13 protein-coding genes are annotated in these 17894 nt (G+C 46.0%); 5 read left to right on the top strand and 8 right to left on the bottom strand.

All coding sequences use genetic code 11. The features are described from left to right. Positions 1-75: 75 nt before the first annotated feature. A complete protein-coding gene (locus tag AC3WJC_RS13120; RefSeq protein WP_492399568.1) occupies positions 76-1959 on the bottom strand; it encodes a DUF885 domain-containing protein in 1884 nt (627 codons plus the stop codon). A 110-nt stretch (positions 1960-2069) separates the two neighbouring features. Here AC3WJC_RS13120 and AC3WJC_RS13115 point away from each other — a divergent pair, with 110 nt between their 5' ends. After that, on the top strand, positions 2070-2546 hold the full coding sequence (locus AC3WJC_RS13115; RefSeq protein ID WP_492399567.1) for a DinB family protein: 477 nt from the start codon (positions 2070-2072) through the stop codon (positions 2544-2546). Positions 2547-2919: 373 nt separating this feature from the next. Here the strand turns inward: AC3WJC_RS13115 and AC3WJC_RS13110 are convergent, their stop codons facing one another. After that, positions 2920-4221: an alpha/beta hydrolase gene (locus AC3WJC_RS13110; RefSeq protein WP_492399566.1), complete on the bottom strand. Its 1302-nt coding sequence runs from the start codon at positions 4219-4221 to the stop codon at positions 2920-2922. A gap of 169 nt (positions 4222-4390) precedes the next feature. On the opposite strand from AC3WJC_RS13110, the gene AC3WJC_RS13105 reads away from it, so the two are divergent. After that, a complete protein-coding gene (locus AC3WJC_RS13105) occupies positions 4391-6835 on the top strand; it encodes an outer membrane beta-barrel family protein (protein ID WP_492399565.1) in 2445 nt (814 codons plus the stop codon). Here the strand turns inward: AC3WJC_RS13105 and AC3WJC_RS13100 are convergent. Genes AC3WJC_RS13100 through AC3WJC_RS13090 form a run of 3 tightly spaced genes read right to left on the bottom strand, consistent with a single transcriptional unit; the run spans position 6832 to position 8287 of the window. Continuing rightward, positions 6832-7047 (bottom strand): KTSC domain-containing protein, encoded by a 216-nt coding sequence (locus tag AC3WJC_RS13100; protein ID WP_492399564.1) that lies wholly within the window; start codon positions 7045-7047, stop codon positions 6832-6834. The two genes, AC3WJC_RS13105 and AC3WJC_RS13100, sit on opposite strands and share 4 nt — an antisense overlap. A gap of 41 nt (positions 7048-7088) precedes the next feature. Then, the gene (locus AC3WJC_RS13095; RefSeq protein WP_492399563.1) at positions 7089-7448 is read right to left on the bottom strand and encodes a DUF1634 domain-containing protein; all 360 of its coding nucleotides are present in this window, start codon (positions 7446-7448) and stop codon (positions 7089-7091) included. 2 nt (positions 7449-7450) lie between these two features. Continuing rightward, positions 7451-8287, bottom strand: coding sequence for a sulfite exporter TauE/SafE family protein (locus AC3WJC_RS13090; RefSeq protein ID WP_492399562.1), 837 nt, complete (start codon positions 8285-8287; stop codon positions 7451-7453). Positions 8288-8429: 142 nt separating this feature from the next. Between AC3WJC_RS13090 and AC3WJC_RS13085 the strand changes: the two genes are divergently transcribed. From AC3WJC_RS13085 to AC3WJC_RS13075, 3 genes are read left to right on the top strand one after another with little or no spacing between them, the layout of a single operon-like run. After that, positions 8430-9380: a 1-phosphofructokinase family hexose kinase gene (locus tag AC3WJC_RS13085; RefSeq protein WP_492399561.1), complete on the top strand. Its 951-nt coding sequence runs from the start codon at positions 8430-8432 to the stop codon at positions 9378-9380. A gap of 45 nt (positions 9381-9425) precedes the next feature. Continuing rightward, entirely contained in the window at positions 9426-10184 is a 759-nt protein-coding gene (locus AC3WJC_RS13080) for a L,D-transpeptidase family protein (RefSeq protein ID WP_492399560.1), read from the top strand. Between the two features lie 26 nt (positions 10185-10210). Then, on the top strand, positions 10211-10699 hold the full coding sequence (locus tag AC3WJC_RS13075) for a hypothetical protein (protein ID WP_492399559.1): 489 nt from the start codon (positions 10211-10213) through the stop codon (positions 10697-10699). Positions 10700-10762: 63 nt separating this feature from the next. On the opposite strand, the gene AC3WJC_RS13070 is transcribed toward AC3WJC_RS13075, so the two are convergent. The 3 genes from AC3WJC_RS13070 to AC3WJC_RS13060 all read right to left on the bottom strand — a co-directional run bounded on the left by AC3WJC_RS13070 (position 10763) and on the right by AC3WJC_RS13060 (position 17786). After that, a complete protein-coding gene (locus AC3WJC_RS13070) occupies positions 10763-14152 on the bottom strand; it encodes a ThuA domain-containing protein (RefSeq protein WP_492399558.1) in 3390 nt (1129 codons plus the stop codon). 70 nt (positions 14153-14222) lie between these two features. Continuing rightward, positions 14223-16322 (bottom strand): plastocyanin/azurin family copper-binding protein, encoded by a 2100-nt coding sequence (locus tag AC3WJC_RS13065; RefSeq protein WP_492399557.1) that lies wholly within the window; start codon positions 16320-16322, stop codon positions 14223-14225. A gap of 21 nt (positions 16323-16343) precedes the next feature. Next, positions 16344-17786, bottom strand: coding sequence for a 3-keto-disaccharide hydrolase (locus AC3WJC_RS13060; protein WP_492399556.1), 1443 nt, complete (start codon positions 17784-17786; stop codon positions 16344-16346). Between the last annotated feature and the right edge of the window lie 108 nt (positions 17787-17894).

Raw genomic sequence — 17894 nt, 5'->3', positions numbered from 1 at the left:
CAGCCTTATTTTTAAACAAACAAAAAGCGATGCTGTTAGATGCATCGCTTTTTGTTTGGCTGTAATTATTCAGATTTATTGCGCGCCGGTATCAGTTTTTGCCGGTTTTTTATCTTCGGCTTTCGGTGCCTTCTTTTCGTCTTTTTCTTCAGGCTGATCGGCTTTTTTGTTACCCGGTTTTTCAACTTCATTGCTCAGCATAGCCTCTTTAATGTATTTAACCGGGGCACTGCCGTAACTCAAAAATTTCTCGTTAAATTCCTTGAGGCGGTATTTGTCGGCCATCTTTTTCTTATACTCCTCGCGCAGCAGTTTTATTTCGTGGTAGCCGGTAAAGTAGCTGGTAAGCTGTACACTGCTCAGGGTTACACGCCTCCATTTACCTTCAGCCTCAGCCTGTTGCTGAAAGGCTTCTTTGGTAAGCAATTTAATGGCTTGCTCCTTGGTCATGCCGCCGGCGTGTACACTGTAATCCAGTATGGCATTACATACGGCGCGCAGGTTCCATTTACACCACATCAGGCGCATTTCAGGTTCGTTGCCACCGTACCCGGCATCAAGCATCATCTCCTCGCCGTAAACAGCCCAGCCCTCTACCATAGCTCCATTGCCCAATACCGATTTTATTAAACTCGGCGATTTGTTAGCGTAAACCAATTGCGTATAATGGCCGGGGATAGCTTCGTGTATGTTCAGTATCTGCAGGGTATAGTCGTTATACTCACGCAGGTAGCTTTCGGCGCGTTCTTTATCCCAGCCATCCAAACTGCCTACATTATAATAGGTGTTGCCATTTTTTTCGTACGGGCCCGGCGATGATACCGATGCCCCGGCTACACCGGCCATGTAAGCCGGTTCGCGGCGTACCACCAATGGCTTGCTTGGATCCATGGTCAGCAGATCTTTTTCCTTAACAAAGGCGCTCAGTTTAGGGATCTGTTTTTCAATGGCCGATTGGAATTGTGCCGGCTCAACATGTTTTAAGGATAACGCCTCAATTACATCAGTAATCAAAGCCAATGAGTCTGCCGGCATTTTTTTATCGCCCATGTATTTTGGCCAGAGCTCCTTACTCAGCTTGATCATCTCCTTATGCAAAAACTTTTTGCGCTCAGCAGCGGCATTGAACATTTGCTGCGATGTAAGGGCCGATTCAATCTCATAAGTGAACTTTTCATCATAGAGTGATTTACCCAGCCTGAAACTGCGCCCCTTATCACTGCGGATTGTTTTTAACCAGGCGGTAAAGTTACGGATGGCCGTAGCACCCGTTTTAGCCCTTTCGCGCATCAGCTTTTGCTGTGCATCAGGCAGGCTGCTTTTGGTAAGCGAGTCTATAAAATCTTTTTCGATAACGTTGGCACCACCGTTCAACTGGTCAATAGCCAGATCGGTAAGTTCGGGCACCGGGTTTTTCACCAGTTTTTGCGCATCCTTATAATAGGCCGGTATAGCTTCCATTTTTTGATAAAAGCTTTGCAGCCGTTTGGTAAGCGGGGCATATTTTTCATTCAGAATATAAGCGAAACCACCAATAACATTGTATGAGGTTGGGTCCCACTCGTACGCTTTAAGCGAACCGTAAACCCATTGTGTTTTACGCAGTTGGTTTTGTATCAGGTTATAATCCATCCGGTTGCTCGCGCTTAATTCATTTTGCGGGTAATGGCTTAACGAGTCCAGGTTTCTCTTGGCAAAATCTTCCAGTTTCTTTTTTTGTTCGCTGGGTAACAGCAACACACTATCGTAATTATGATACCCTACTGATGTGGCCCAATCGGGGTTCAATTTCCAAAGTTCATCCAAAAATTTGCCTTCGTAGCGGGTAAACGAGTCGTTATTTTTTTCCTCGTCAGACATTTCGCCGCCCATGCCGTCTTTTTTGCAGGCCGAAAGTACAGTGAAGCCGCAAATAACGGTGAGGAGTAGTTTGTATAAGGTGCGCGCATTAATCATCATGCGCATAAACTTAAAGCATTTACTTTAAATTTTACAGCATAACCTAAACAAAGCGCTAAAATAAAACCAACCTTACGCTATCGCGATTGTTAAGCTGTAAAACATAAACTATGAGCCAGCAACACGATATCCTCATTAACGAACTGATAACCCTGCTAACCGGAAAGGGTGCGCACGTAAGTTTTACCGAAGCGGTTGAAGGCCTGCCTGCTAACCTGCGCGGCGCAAAGCCGGATAATATGCCTTATAGTATATGGCAACTGGTGGAGCATATACGCATTGCCCAGTGGGATATGCTGGAGTTTAGCCGCGATGCCGGGCATGAGTCGCCCAAATGGCCGGATGAATACTGGCCGGAAGAAGCCGCGCCTAAAAGCGAAGATACCTGGAATGAATCCCTCAAAAAGATTGATAATGATATGAATGAATTTATCGCCCTGTTAAAAAACGCCGACGATATTTACGCACCCTTTGCCCATGGCTCCGGCCAGAACCTATTGCGAGAAGCCTTACAGATAGCCGACCATAATGCTTACCACACTGGGGAGATTTTAGCGATCAGAAGAATGCTGGGCGCGTGGAAGTAACCTCACTTTAATCCAATAAAGGGAAGTGTTTTCATTGTTGTCATTCCGAACGAAGTACGATGAGGAATCTGTCGCTTTGTTAATGAATGCGTACGGATCTCTCACTATCGTTCGAGATGACAGGTTGTTAAAAGATTATCCCTTGCAATACCGTGATGTAAAATGAATTTTTTTGTCATTCCGAACGAGGTACGAGGAGGAATCTGTCGTTTTGCTAATGAACGCGGCCGGATTTCTCGCTATCGCTTCCAAATGACAGGTTGTTAAATGTCGTCATTGCGAGGAACGAAGCAATCTCTAAAGCGGTTAGCTTAAAGACTGTCCTAAAGAGATTGCCTCACTATCGTTCGCAATGACGTGATAAAAAATGGCTTTACTTCACCTTTCCTACAAAATCAACTATACCGTTAACCAGCTCGGGTTTCAGCGGTAAACTTGGGTTGTTATAGGTAGCCATGTTTTGTTTGTTATCAGCCGGGGCTGATTTCAGGATATGGTTCATCTCCGGAATGATGAGCAATTGCGCGTCTGATTTTGCCTTTTTGAGTTTTTCGGCCTGGGCAACCGGCACCTGCAGGTCTGTTGTACCTTGTACAATCAGCACCGGCATCTTTAATTTTTTGATCTCGCGCTGCGGATCATACCTGCACCACGACATCAAGTAGTTTTGGATGCTCGGGCGGGCCAAGGCATATAGCGACGCGTCAACATTCGGTGTGGTTTTGCCTCTTTTTAAACTATCAAGCACCCGCTTAAAGCCATCGGCAATATATTTAGGCTGGGTCTTCATCTGTTCGGTCAGTATCTTTTCGGCAGGATCACCGGCACCGGCTACCGATATATAGCCTTTTACCGGGGCATCTTTAGCGGCAAGCATACCCACTAACGAGCCCTCGCTATGCCCAAGTACGATGATCTTTGAAAACTCGCCTTTGTCGTTAACATCATTTATCAGGCCAACGGCATCCTCCACCATATCCTCAAACCTTAGTTCTGATTCTTTAGTAGTACTTACGGACTGGCCGATCAAACGCTTATCATACCTTAATGTGGCTATGCCTTTTTTGCCCAGTTCGTTAGCCAATTGCACATAGGCATTGGTGTTTAAGCCAAGCTTTTCGCTGTTACCGTTACGGTCGGTAGGACCTGATCCGGCTATGATCAACACCAAGGGCACTTTACCTTCAGTTTTAGGCCTAACCAGTGATCCGGCTATACTGCCCGAAAAAGTTTTCAGCGTATAAGGTATTTCTGTTAAGGATGCATCAATAGCTGTAACCGCCGGTGCTGCCGTGGCAGTGGGCTCATAAGGGCGTAATAACAAACCCATGTATTGGTTTTGGGCGTTTACTGCTACGTTCAGCGTAAAGGTGGCTTTGTCGAAATTAGCTTTGTAAACCGATACGTTTTTTTCCATCTTAACATAATCGGCACTTTTTAAAAGGCCTAACTGGTTTTTAAGCTGTATGGTAGTGGTGCGAAACTGTTCGGCAGTTAAAGCTGCTTTCATTTCAGTACTAAAGCGAGCGTATACGCTATCGGGATGCCCGGTATTATATTGTTTAATAAAGTACTGTACCGCTTTTTGGTTAGCTTCAGGTTCGGCCTGGGCAAATAAACTAAGCGAGGCAGTTGTCAGTATGATATAAGTAACGAGCGTTTTGAAAGTGTTCATTTTTAAACGGCAATATAATTAGTATAAAGGCAAAGCTAATTAAAAAACGTGGCTGTGTATTGTTTATAACAACAACATATTTGGGCTGTTAGCGTAAAAAAGCTTATTATTGTGATACCGTCAATACTTAAACCGATGGTAAACAGCAAGTTTTCTTTCTACTGTGTTAATGAATATACTGACCCGATCCTTTTTGCTGATTTTGTTCGCTTTAGCGTATGGGCAAAGTTTGGCGCAAACAGGTTTAAAAGGTATCGAGGGTAAAGTATTAACAGAGGCTAAACAACCGGCGGATGCCGCCACGGTAAAACTGCTTCACTATCCCGACTCAGCATTGATTACCACCACCATTAGCGATAAGAATGGGTTTTTTGAATTCAGGGATATTAAGCCGGGCAAATATTTCATCGCCATAAATAAAATTGGTTATAACCGTTTTTATACCCTGCAATACGTTGTTGCCGAAGGTTCGGGAAATATTAAAACCCCCGATGTTAAACTGGTGCCGCTTAACTACCAGCTTAAAGAGGTTAAGGTAACTGCCAAAAAGGAATTTATTGAGGTGAGGCCCGATAAAACCGTTATCAATGTTGAAAAAAGCATTGTATCCGCAGGTAATAACATGCTCGATGTGCTGAAGAACGCGCCGGGGGTAAAGGTATCGGGTGAAGAAGTGTTATATAAAGGCGGACAGAAAGCTCTTATAGCCATTAACGGCAAAGTAACCCAGCTTACGGGTGAGCAATTGGCCGAACTGCTAAAAAGCTACCAGAGCAGTATGGTGAGTTCGGTAGAACTGATCGGTAATCCATCAGCTAAATATGATGCGGCGGGTGGCGGACTGATCAATATAGTACTTAAAAAAAATCGCGATCTGGGCTGGCGCATCAGTACCACACAAAGTGCTGCCGTGGGCGAAAATTATAAATTTAACTCAAGCGTAAACCTCAACTTTCGGGCTAAAAAGGTAAACCTGTTTGGCAGCTACGTATTTACCGCTAACGAAGTGCCGCGCTTTTGGGATGTGGACAGGCTGATCACCGTTGGCCCCAATACATCCGACTATAGGATGCGTTACAAAGGCACCACCCGCCTTAAAAGCTATACTTTTAATACCGGTGCCGATTGGGCTTTATCGCCTACGCAAAACTTAGGCTTTATTGTACATGGCTATGCCACCCCGGCGGATATTGATAAGAAAAACACCACTAACATTGCCAATAACGGCATTCCCGACTCGGTAATTACCACTAACTCCGGCATTAAACGCACCATATATAACCTCAACTATAACCTGAATTATAGGGGTTATTTTGGTAAGGATAACAAGCATGTGCTTTCGGCTGACCTGGATTATTCGGATTATAACCGGCGGTCGGACGAAGAGTTGCGTAACGATTTTTTTAACCCAGCCGGAGCGCAGGTTCGCGATCCACTGTTTTACCAGGTTATATCTCCTGCCGATATTAATATATATTCGGCCAAGGTTGATTATACCCGCGTGTTGTCCGCATCAAGCAGTGTTGATGCCGGTGTTAAGGTGAGCAAGGTAAACAGCGATAACCGTATTGATTTTAACGAGCAGGTTAATGGCAACTTTCAACTGGTGCCCGGCCTTACCGATCATTTTGTGTATAAAGAGCGTATTGAGGCGGGCTACATAAACTATCATACTAAAATAGGCACTACTGATATTACCGCCGGGCTGCGGGCCGAGCAAACCCATGCCAACCGTACCTCATACAACCCGAACCGCGTAGCCGATACGTCGTACTTCAACCTATTTCCGAGTATCCAGTTGATACGGGGTGTGGGGGAGGAGCATCAGTTCACCTTATCTTACAACAGGCGCATAGGCAGGCCCAATTACCAGGATCTAAATCCTTTTGTAGCCTATATCGATCCGTACGCGTTTAGTACCGGAAACCCCTTTCTGAAGCCGCAATACGTTAACTATTTTGAACTGGCTGATACCTACCTGATTAAGTTTAAAGCGGCACTTAGCTTCACGCAAACCACCGATTTTTATACCACCATTTACGAGCAGAACAACGCCACAGGTGTTTACACTACCACAAAAAGTAATATTGCTAACCGACAGGTGTACGGCTTAGAAATTACAGCACCTTTTGACATTACGCCCTGGTGGCAAATAAATAATTATTTTGAGTTTAGCCACAGCCGGTACTTTTATAAGGATGAAAATGCCGTAAATAAGCACGCGTATGATTTTGTAACCCAGATCAACCAGTCGTTCAGTATAACCGATAAATTTAAGGCTGAGGTAAATGCCAATTACGAAACACCTACCTACTTTGGTATCAAAAACTATAGAGAGCAATATTATTTCAGCGCGGGAATGAGCCATATCATCCTGCATGATCAGGGCACTATCCGGCTGGCCATGAGCGATATTTTTAATACGCAGATTGACCGGTACGATACCCGCTTTTTAAACCTTAACATGCGCGGCCGCGAAAAGCCGGGAACGCGTTTTGTAACAGTAACGTTCAATTATCGCTTTGGTAATAGCTCACTGAAGGCCGCCCGTAAACGCACCGGTGGTTCGGGCGATGAAGTATCGCGTATGGGGGGTAGCAGTAACGAAAATTAGGGCATGCGCTGCTCCATGTATCTGCCTTTTATCTTTTTCACAAAAAAGCGGCCTAATGAATCGGCATTAGCAAACCTTTTAAAGGTGGATGGCTTGAACTTGAAGTATTGCCAAACGCCGCCATTATCCCTGAACTCCAGTTCGAGAGTTTGGCTTTCGGCATCGTAACCAATGCTTTCCAGAGCTGATGATTCTACTTGGACGCGTTTCATTTTGCTATCCCTTAAACCATCAAAACATGTACCAGTGTTGCTTAGCCCGCCTTGCCGGTTAACATGCTGAAAATGATGATGCCTAATACCAGGATGGTAATAGCGGTGTAGCGGTAATCTTTTTCGGCAGCAAAGCCAATGGCCGAAAATATAAGGCGCACAACCGGCGTAGCGATAAGCAGCATAATGCCTAACTGTATAATGGCCCGACCACGGAGTTCAAAAATACTTTTAAAAATATTTGAAGGCCGCACATAATCCGGAATGCCTTTAAAGGTAGCATAGTCAACTGTTTCATGGCCATGCCTAGTAAGGTAGATAACCCCGCCCAAAAAAGCGATGCCTATGGATGCGAATACCCCGATGCGCAATAGTTGGCCTATAATAATCTGTATCCTCATAATTATACCCTCCCTAATATGCCGTTATAGATCATTTGTATGGCCAGTATTAAAATAATACCCGCGAATAAATATTTAAGCCAGGCGGCTGATGCCGTGCGTACCAGTATTTTTGAACCGCTTAAAGCACCCAGTACCACACCTATTACCACAGGCATGCAAATACCCGGTTCAATATAACCGCGTTGCAGGTATATTACGGCACTCGCGGCGGCGGTTACGCCGATCATAAAATTACTGGTGGTGGTTGATACCTTGAATGGTATACGCATTACCCCGTCCATCGCTACCACCTTTAGCGCGCCCGAACCTATACCCAATATGCCTGATATGATACCGGCTACGATCATCATAAAAAAACCGCCTACTACGTTTATAACCCGGTAAGCCACAAAGCCCCCCGCTTCCGGAAATTGGCCATCAAGTTGCAACTTTTCGGCCAGGTAACTTTTTTTAACGTTTACCTCGTTTGATTTTTTTTTGAGTGATATCACGGCCGAGCATATCAGAACAGTACCAAACAGGATGGCTATAAAATGCGCCGGTATAAAGGCCGCCAGCATAGCACCGGTAAAAGCGCCTATAGTGGTGGCTATCTCCAAAAATATACCTAAACGCATATTGGTAATGCCCTCCTTTACATAAGCCGCGGCCGAGCCTGATGAGGTGGCGATAGCCGAAACGAGAGATGCGCCGATAGCGTAATGTATATCAACCCCTAAAGCAAGTGTAAGCAGTGGTATGACCACAAACCCGCCACCCAGGCCGGTTAGCGAGCCTAACAAACCCGCGGCGTAGGCACCGGCAAGTAAAATGAGGGTAAATGTTAATACAGTCATAAGCTACATCCTTGCGAGGTGTAAAAGTACAGTTTTTGCCATAGGATGCAGGTTAGAATACCATTAAAAATGCAGTTTGCATGAGGTATGCCTGCCAAAGGTTGCGTATGTTTGCCCCCGATTTGCAAAAATACCCCCTGTTATGAAACATATACTTACGCTTACATTAAGCCCCACTATAGATAAAAGTACATCGGTTGATAAAGTTATTGCAGAGCATAAGCTACAGTGTGCCGAGCCCAAATTTGAGCCGGGCGGTGGTGGCATCAACGTATCCCGCGCCCTTAAAAGGTTAGGGTTAGAGTCGACCGCCATATTTACCTCCGGCGGACTGAGTGGTAAACTTTTGCAGGAATTACTGCATCGCGAACAAATAGAACAGCACCCGGTTGAAACCGCTAACCTGACGCGCGAAAACTTTATTGTAGTTAACCGTGCTACCAATGAGCAGTTACGCTTTGGCATGCCTGCCCCGGCCTTGGTTGCGGGCGAAGAGGAGAAGATATTAAAGGTTGTAAAGCAAATGGCCTCAAAAGCCAGCTATATTGTGGCCAGCGGTAGTATACCCAAAGGTGTAAGTACCGATTTTTTAGCGCAGATAGCCCGCATTGCTCACCGCGAAGGTGCCCGCCTGGTGATTGATACCTCCGGCGAAGCCCTTGAACAGGCTATTGAAGAAGGTATTTACCTGCTTAAACCTAACCAGAATGAGTTACGCAAACTTACCGGCATAGATGCCGAGGACAACGACTCGATTGAAGAAGCGGCGCGTATTATTGTTAATAAAGATAAATGCGGCATTGTGGTGGTATCTATGGGGCCGCAGGGTGCTTACGTGGTAACCAAGGATCACGCGGAGTTCGTAAACGCGCCATCGGTAAAAAAGCGCAGTACGGTTGGCGCGGGCGATAGCATGGTTGCCGGTATGGTATACGGTTGTGTGAATGATTTTGATCTGGGGCAGATGGTGCGTATGGGCATTGCCTGTGGCAGCGCGGCTACCATGAACCACGGCACCGAATTGTTTAAAAATGATGATGTTGACCGCCTTTATGAGTGGCTATCAAAGCAATCTACTAATTATTTAGTTTAAACTATAATTTTAGGTTTCAGAAGGCGTTATTCATCTAAACACAACATGATGAAACGCCTTGCCTTACACATTACTGCAGCGATATTTGTAATACTATCAGCCGCGTTTATTGATGATGCCGCTTTTTTACGCGATCAGAAAAAATACTCCCATGTAAAACAGGCTTATGCCGACAAGGAAACACTGCTGGCACAAAAGCTGAAACTGATGAATGTTTCGCTGAAAAAGATCAACATACTGATAACCGCTTTTAAAACAGAGCAGGAGCTGACCGTGTATGTAAAAACGCCCGGCGAAGCTAAATATAAAAAGTTCGGTACGTATAACATCTGCTCCATGTCGGGCATATTGGGGCCTAAGCGCCGCTCGGGCGACAGGCAGGTGCCCGAAGGGTTTTACCACATTAACAGGTTAAACCCTACAAGCAATTACTATCTTTCGTTAGGAATTGACTACCCCAACCAGGCTGACCAGATCAGGAGCAGCGGTACTAACTCGGGCGGCGATATATTTATCCATGGTAAGTGTGTTACCATAGGCTGCATGCCGCTTACTGATGATTACATTAAGGAGGTTTACCTGCTTGCGCTGCAAGCTTACCAAAGCGGGCAGCATCATATACCGGTTTACATCTTTCCGTATAAGTTTAACAGTGTATCGGCAAGCCAGTTTTCGGCACCGTATGCAGGTGATCAGCATACCATAGCCTTTTGGAAAAATCTTAAAAAAGGGTACGATCAATTTTTGGCTAAGCAGCAGGAATTACCTGTTAAAGTGAATGCTTCCGGCGATTATGTTTTTTAGTTATATTAGTAAAATAAACGCATTCCATGATCGCACTCCATCACATTAAGGCAGCTACCCGGGTGGCTTTAGCCGCAGCCGCCTTACTAATCACATCCTGCACCAAAAAGAGTGATTGCTGTAAAGTGGTTAGTATGAATGTTGATCTGGATGTAAGGCATAAATCCAACCAAAGTGTATTTGATAAATCTGTACCGGGTTATTTAACTCCCGACAGCATCAAGGTATTTTATCTTTATAAGGGCGAATATCAGCTCGTTAAAAATACAGGTTACGATGCTGAGAATGGCTTTTTGTTTTTCAGTACGAATAATCAGCCAACAGAATATACTTTGAGGGTTATGGTAAGTAGCTTTACTGACAGTAAGAACGAAAGTTTTACCCAGGTTAAATACGGTAGTTTGAAAACGGATACGCTAAAAACACAGATCAGCAATAATGTGATACAGAAAACTTGGATAAACGGCAATGAGATCAGCATATCTGCTAAACCCTTTGTAAGGATCATAAACTAATTGCCATAAAAAAACGCCCTGCTGTTAAGTCAGCAGGGCGTTTTTGTTTTATACAGGTTCAGCCTATAAAGGCACAAACCTGATGGCTTTAAGCAAAGGCGGATTTTTAACCGCGGTATTTTGCTTCACTTCAATAAAGTAATCGCGCAGGGCGGGGGTAAGTGCTTTGGTAAGCGGAATGTTAGCCGTAGTTCTTTGCTTGCCTGCTGCAAAGCTAAGGGTACCACTGCCTAATTTAACGCCGCCTTTACCATTGTAAACAGTGATGGTATAACTCGCGGCAGTACCATTGCCCAAACCGATAAGTTCAAGCGAGGCAATACCTGTCGCGTCAAACTTGCCCGCTTTAAAGCTGCCTGTAGCGGCAGGGAACACCAGGTATTCTGTACCGGCCGAATCCTTGGCGGCTAAGCCGTTAACGGCAGTAAATTCGCTTGCCTCAATAACATTGCTGCGTAGTATAGCCGCACTTGTGCCTGAAAGCGGCCTGATACCGTTGGCACCTTCGTCGGTATAGTTAGCCTGGATGGTATAAACCATGTTTTGCTTACCTGCATCATCGGTTTTAGGTGTTATCGTGCCGCTGGCCGGTAATGATTTGGGTTTGTTGTCATCAGCCAAAGAACGGATCCAGCCAACAATCAGCTTGGCATCATCCTCTTTTAATGATGGATGTGCAGGCATAGCTACCTCGCCCCAAACACCGGCGCCGCCTTTGATTATTTTATTGGTAAGATGCGTGTTGGCATCTTTAGCGTCCTTATATTTTTGTGCTACCTTAACAAATGCCGGACCTATCGAAGTTTCATTTTCCTTATGGCAAGCCTTGCAATCCAATGTAAGCATAATGTTTTTACCGATGGTTGTTGCCTGTACCACTTGGTGGCCAAGGTTGGCACCGGCTTTATCGGTACCCTTCAGCATATCGGCAGATACATATAGGTTGGCGGGGTTAACAGCCGCACCTTTATCTGTTACGCTAACCTTATACTTAACCGGTTTGCCGGGGAAGAAAAAGCTGCGGTTACTGCTTACATTAACAGCAACCACCGGGCGTACATTACCCGCGTAGACGGTTACGGTGCTGCTTGTCGCCATCGCTTTTTTACTGTCGATAACATCAACGCTCAGGTCATACTCACCGGCAGTGGCTACTACATGTTTAAGTACGGGAACCTTGGTTACCTTTTTAGTTTTGCCAATGTGCCAAATATAAGTAAGCACATCTTTTTCAGGGTCGGTAGCTTTTACCGTTGCCGATATGGTGAGCGGTACGTTGCCGCTGGTTTTATCAACCTTTAAAGCAGTTACTTCGGGCGGGCGGTTACCGGCAAGGTAATCAATGCGCGATATGGCTGCATCCGGGTTTTTGTTGAACCAGCCGTTGCCGTATTCCAACACGTAGATACGTCCGTCAGGACCGGCTTCCATATCAATCATGGAGTTAAACTTCATGCCGTCAACAAAAGGCTCTATCTTATCCACATCACCTTCCGGGGTTTGCGATACGGCCTTGATCCATCCGCGTACAAAATCATAAATAATTAGCTTTCCGTCATAATAAGATGGATAGCGGGTACCTTTGGCATAATCTGAGCTGTGATAAACAGGTCCGGTCATAGCTGTGCGGCCACCGCTACCCAGCTCCGGAAACTCCGGCGACTCTGCATAAGGGTACCAGATGTATGCCGGTTGCGCAGGCGGCAACTCGTTTAAACCGGTGTTGTTGCGTGATGTATTCATCGGTTTTTCGGCCGGGTAAGGTGCGGCGTTTTCATTGGTATTGTAATTATGGATATTGTAACCGTAATTATTACCCACAAACAATGGCCAGCCAAAGTTGCCAGCCTTACGTGCCTGGTTAACCTCATCATAACCACGCGGGCCGCGTGTGCCTGTGCTATCTACATTGGCATCAGGGCCAACTTCGCCCCAGTACAGGTAACCGGTTTTTTTATCAACTGAGATACGGTATGGGTTACGGTTACCCATTACATAGATCTCCGGGCGGGTTTTGGCTGTACCTTTAGGGAACAGGTTGCCTTCCGGAATATCGTAGCTGCCATCGGCTTTTACTTTTATGCGGAGAATTTTCCCGCGCAGATCATTGGTGTTACCTGCGGAGCGGCGTGCATCGTATTGTTGATGGCCGGGACGGTCATCCAGCGGGCCGAAGCTATGTGTTGGGTATTTCTCGCCCGGTTCATCAAATGGCGTAGAGTTATCACCGGCGGATACATACAGGTTATCATCCTTACCAAAGGCGATAGAGCCACCGGTATGGCAGCATATTTCGCGCTGTGTTTTAACCTCTAATATTACTTTTTCAGATTTATTATCTAAAGTATCGCCCTTAAATACAAAACGCGACAAGCGGTCTATCGACTCACTGCCCGCCGGGCTGTAATACATGTAGATGTAATGGTTGGTAGCATAATCAGGGTCGGCGGTTATGCCCAGCAGCCCTTCTTCACTGTTAACATTTGGTACACTGGTTTTAAAGTACACATTGAGTAAGCCAACCTGTTTAACCGTTTTTTTGTTAGCATCATATTTCATCAGTTCGCCGCGGCGCTGTGCTACCAAAATATCAAAGTTTGGCAGTATGGCCATTTCGGTTGGCTCAAACAGTGTGCCTTCAGTAAGTATGCGTTTTACAAAGCGGTTTGCTTCGGGTACGCGCTGGTTTTTCGCTTTACTGTAATCGATTGCATTGTTATCACCAATAGCGTATTTTATGCCCCCTAAAACATGTTGCAAATACTGCGGATCAGCATAAGATTCATCAGTATGGCCAAGCTCGGTGTAAAAAGCACGGCCGCCATCAAAATCATGGTACCAGGCCATCGGGTGTTTATCGCCGTTTTCGCCGCCTTTGTAGCTTTTTTCGTCAATGTTGATCAGTACCTTAACATCCGGATTAAGCTTTTTGAAATTATACCATTCATCGGTACGTGTCCAGGTATCAGGCAGGTGTTTTGTTGCCGGATGATTTTTATCAATCACATTTAATACAGCCTGTTGCGGTGCCGGGTGGCTTTTAAAATAACCGCCAACCAAACGGCCATACCATCCCCAGCCATATTCCGTATCGGTAGCGGCATGGATGCCTACAAAACCACCTCCGGCTTGTATGTAGCGTTCAAAATCTGCTTCCTGGTATTGGTTCAATACATCGCCGGTGGTGCTTAAAAAAACCACGGCGGCATACTTTTTAAGGTTAGCCTCGGTAAACGCGGTTGCTTTGGTGGTGGTATCCACATCAAAATTGTTCTCAACCCCCAGTTTAATAATGGCGTTAAGCCCCTTGGGTATTGATGAATGGTGGTAGCCAGCCGTTTTGCTGAAAACCAGCACCCTCGGCTTGGGGGCCATCCTTCCGCATAAAAACAGCACGATGCAAATGCCCAGTGTGGCAAAGCCCGTTAAGCGTAAATAAAACGTACGTTTCACAGTTAAAATTGGGTTAAAACAAATAAACCGGTAACTAAGTACCGGTTTATCATGTATGGTGTAATGTTAGTTAATTCACAATCATTGTGCCTTGCATCACGTAGAAGTGTCCGGGTACAGTACAAACATAGGTATATTTTCCGGGTTTGGCAGGTGCCACAAAATAAATGGTTTGTGACCCGCCCGGCCCTACCAGTGTAGTGTTAAACAACACCTTAGGTGTATTAGGTATGTGGCTCAGCTTAACGCTTTGTAAACCGAGTTTCATGGCCAGTTCGCCAACGGCTACGGCTTGCCCGTCAGGCACTACCACAAAGTTATGCGGCATATCATCATTGTTACTGAAGGTAAGTTTGATCTTGCTGCCGGCTTTAACGGTAAGCTCGCCCTTATCATACTTTAAGCCCGGTTTGGTGCCCAGTGTTATGGTTTGGTCAACAGCCGTCCATGAAGCTGGTTTAGTTTGCTGATTCTTTTTCAGGCCAGAGCCTTCAGGCGTTTTAGCAGCCGCGGCTTTAGCCGGGGTTTGGGTGGTTTTACCCATATTCATGTGGTCATGCCCTGCCATTGCCATTTTAGGCGTACGTTTAGGCACGTTCAGTTTTGCACCTTCGGGGATGTTGTTCAATGTGTAGTAGGCTACCGGGTGCAATACCTTTGCAGCGCTATCTGCCGATGTAATATCATCGCTCAGAGTGATCTCGTGAACATATTTTTCGCGAAGGCCGTCAATCACCAGGCGAACTTTTGTACCATCTGCTGATACAATAGCCGCATTTACCACATGCTGTTGCTCACGCACGGTGTTACTGCCGTATACGGGGTGGTATTTGTAAATAAAGCCGGTAATGGCGTAAGCATCCGGGTTAGCCGCCGCTTTTTTGTTAACCGGTTTGGTAAATTCGATCTCAAAACCATCAGGCATGGCCTTAACGGCTTTCATCTCAAACGGTGTACGTTTGCTCCAAACTACGCGCTCCAGGCCAAAATCCTTTTGACCTTTTGAGCCCCAGCCACGGTTGGTTTGGCCAACAAACAGTGAACCATCATTACCCCAGGCCAAACGCAATACGCCCGATTCAAAACCTTCGCGGAAGGTGAAGGCTGCGCCCTGATATTCGCCTTTTACCTGCTCCAGGTAAACGCGGTTCAGGCGGCTTTGGCCCTGGTCGCCAATAATTACCTGCCCTGCAAACGGACCAAAACGATCGTCATTTGGGATCTGTATCATTGCTGAAGTTGAGGTGCCTAAGATAGAGTGTGGCAACCAAACGGTTGGCAGCTTCATGCCCGGTACTTCCTTGGCAACTTCAAAATATGTTTTGTACGGACGGTTCGGATCGTCATCCTCAATTTTGCCCTGGTTAAAGCGAGGGTCAACACGTGAGTAAATATCCTGGGTACGTGCCTTAACCGGTGATTCCGGACGGTCAGCCCAGTTTAAACCGGCCGGGTGGCCTGCAAAATCGCCTTTGTTCAATTGCATCATGTGGCCCGAGCCTACCCAGTCGCCCTGGTTTTCAGAGTAAAAATATTTACCATCAATCAAACCCTGGCCTGCAGGTGAGCGTAAACCGGTAGCAAATGGCATCATTTTACCATCAGGCGTGATCTCCATTGTCCATGCTCTCCATGGCACATGGCTTTTACCTCGCCACCACTCAAAGCCATCAAAACCCACGTTGGCGTTAACCATAAAGTTACCGTTAGGCATAACCACCGGGCCGTAAGAGTACTCGTGGTAGTTACCGGTTAACGGCCAGGCGAATACGGTTTCGTAAACATCAGCTTTGCCGTCGCCATTTTTGTCAACCAGTTTGGTTAACTCGCCGCGTTGTACGGCATATAAGGCACCATCTTTATAGGCAAGGCCTAATAGCTCGTGCATACCGGTAGCAAACTTGCGGTAGTATGGCGTAGTGCCGTTAAGCATGTACGGGTTTTCAATAATGTAAACATCGCCACGGCGGGTTGATGCCGCCATATCGCCGTTAGGCAACAGGGCTAAACCGCCAACCTCAAGCTCAACGCCCTCAGGTATCGGCAGGGTAACAATGCGGTAAAAATCTTTTTCGGTAGCTCCCGCTTCCTTATTTTGTGCTTTAGCTGTAAACCCAACAACGGCAGTTACAGATAAAGAGAGTAATATATTTTTTAAATTAGCTTTCATTTATAGCGGTGTTTGTTGAGATTACCAGATAAGTGAGTATTTAATAGATGCGCCTTTATCCGCATCCTTTATAGGGATAAGCAACTCCTTGCCGTTACCTGCTGCGCGCAGTACGGGCTTGGTGCCTTTATCAAACTGTACGTAGTACTCATAGTTGTTAACCGCGTACATGCCGTTACCGGCCTCAACAATATCGCTGCCGGTTGCGGCGCGTAGGTAAAGCTTATCTTTAACCGGGCCACTAACCGTTACCACGCGGGTTAAGCCACGGCTATCCGCACTGGTTAGTTTATCATCTACTTTTAACTGGCTTACCTCGTATTTAAAGGTTGGGTAACCTTTGTCGTCAAGCTCATAACCGCGGCTGCGGAACGCCTGGTCGGCATTAAGTGAATCCGGCCACGCGGTGTTCTCTGCCGTTAAAACAGCTAACGATGGTGCATCAGTTAAAGGTAGTTTGCTGCCTATAACGGTAGTATTACCATCACCACGGAACAGCCACATTGGCGTACCATCAACAAAGCCGCCTTTCCATACCTGGAATAAAGCACCTGTACCTAAATCGTAAGAGTAGCTGATGTTGCCCGGGTAGCCTACGTTAATAGCATGGGTAACGCGTTTTTTATCGTTAATATCAACAAAGCTGCGCAGTAATACAGGCTCATCGGTTACGGTAACAAATACTTGTTTTTCGCTAAAGCTGCGGTCTGAGCCATCGGTTGCTTTTGTATCAACCTTATTGCTGTACTTGATGTTCCGGAAAGCCACAGCACCGTGGTCGCCTTGCAGGCGGATAGGGCCGGTAGCAGCCTCATTGGCAAATGCCGAGCCGCGTGTAGGTGCCTGTAATTCGGCATTCTCAATAATGGTTGCGCCATTAAGCACAATTTTTACAATACGTGCGTTGGCTGTTTTTTTGCCCGATGCATCAAATTTAGGTGCCTGGAAAACAATGCGGATGTTTTGCCAAAGCCCCGGCGCGCGGCTTACGTTAATACGTGGTACCACACCCTCGTAAGCGAACTGCCCTTGCGGACGGCTTTCATCCCAGCGCGGGTAAACAGCGCCCAGATCCTGGTAGGTCAGTTTATCTTTACCCCAGGCATCGCTCAGTTGAATTTCGTAACGGCCTTGCAGATAAATGCCCGAGTTTGAGCCTTTAGGCATCAAAAAATCAGCGCTCAGGTCAATATCGCCATGTTCCATGTTGGTAAACAGGTCTTCATTTTTGCCCTTGCCGGGGATGGTTACCAGTATGCCCTGGCCATCTTTTTTTTCAAGGTACTCTTCTTTGTTAAAATCGCTTTTTACCGAACCGGCAACAGACCAGTTGGCTGATGGCTTTTTAAAAGCCGATAGATCACTCAGAGGTACCTGTGTATCCTGCGCGGCAACACCAAACGGTAAAGCAGCGGCTGACAGGAACAACAGGGATGTTGTTTTTAGTAAAAGGTTTTTTCTCATAATAATTGTTATATCGAGGTGGGCTAATATAGGAAATTTGATCATACCTGAGCGCCTTGATTGCCATGTTTTATAAAAAACTGAAACGATTAAGCAAATTGTTACAAT

It is taken from the genome of Mucilaginibacter sp. FW306-07-L, assembly GCF_058782065.1.
Note: the sequence above shows the minus strand (reverse complement) of the source record. Positions and strands in the feature narration are given on the sequence as shown.

Excerpts from the sequence above, each read along its gene's own strand:
- AC3WJC_RS13085 (WP_492399561.1), top strand. The coding sequence starts at position 8,430 with ATGAAACATATACTTACGCTTACATTAAGCCCCACTATAGATAAAAGT.
- AC3WJC_RS13100 (WP_492399564.1), bottom strand. The coding sequence starts at position 7,047 with ATGAAACGCGTCCAAGTAGAATCATCAGCTCTGGAAAGCATTGGTTAC.
- AC3WJC_RS13115 (WP_492399567.1), top strand. The coding sequence starts at position 2,070 with ATGAGCCAGCAACACGATATCCTCATTAACGAACTGATAACCCTGCTA.
- AC3WJC_RS13105 (WP_492399565.1), top strand. The coding sequence starts at position 4,391 with ATGAATATACTGACCCGATCCTTTTTGCTGATTTTGTTCGCTTTAGCG.
- AC3WJC_RS13110 (WP_492399566.1), bottom strand. The coding sequence starts at position 4,221 with ATGAACACTTTCAAAACGCTCGTTACTTATATCATACTGACAACTGCC.
- AC3WJC_RS13065 (WP_492399557.1), bottom strand. The coding sequence starts at position 16,322 with ATGAAAGCTAATTTAAAAAATATATTACTCTCTTTATCTGTAACTGCC.
- AC3WJC_RS13090 (WP_492399562.1), bottom strand. The coding sequence starts at position 8,287 with ATGACTGTATTAACATTTACCCTCATTTTACTTGCCGGTGCCTACGCC.
- AC3WJC_RS13095 (WP_492399563.1), bottom strand. The coding sequence starts at position 7,448 with ATGAGGATACAGATTATTATAGGCCAACTATTGCGCATCGGGGTATTC.
- AC3WJC_RS13080 (WP_492399560.1), top strand. The coding sequence starts at position 9,426 with ATGATGAAACGCCTTGCCTTACACATTACTGCAGCGATATTTGTAATA.
- AC3WJC_RS13060 (WP_492399556.1), bottom strand. The coding sequence starts at position 17,786 with ATGAGAAAAAACCTTTTACTAAAAACAACATCCCTGTTGTTCCTGTCA.
- AC3WJC_RS13075 (WP_492399559.1), top strand. The coding sequence starts at position 10,211 with ATGATCGCACTCCATCACATTAAGGCAGCTACCCGGGTGGCTTTAGCC.
- AC3WJC_RS13120 (WP_492399568.1), bottom strand. The coding sequence starts at position 1,959 with ATGATGATTAATGCGCGCACCTTATACAAACTACTCCTCACCGTTATT.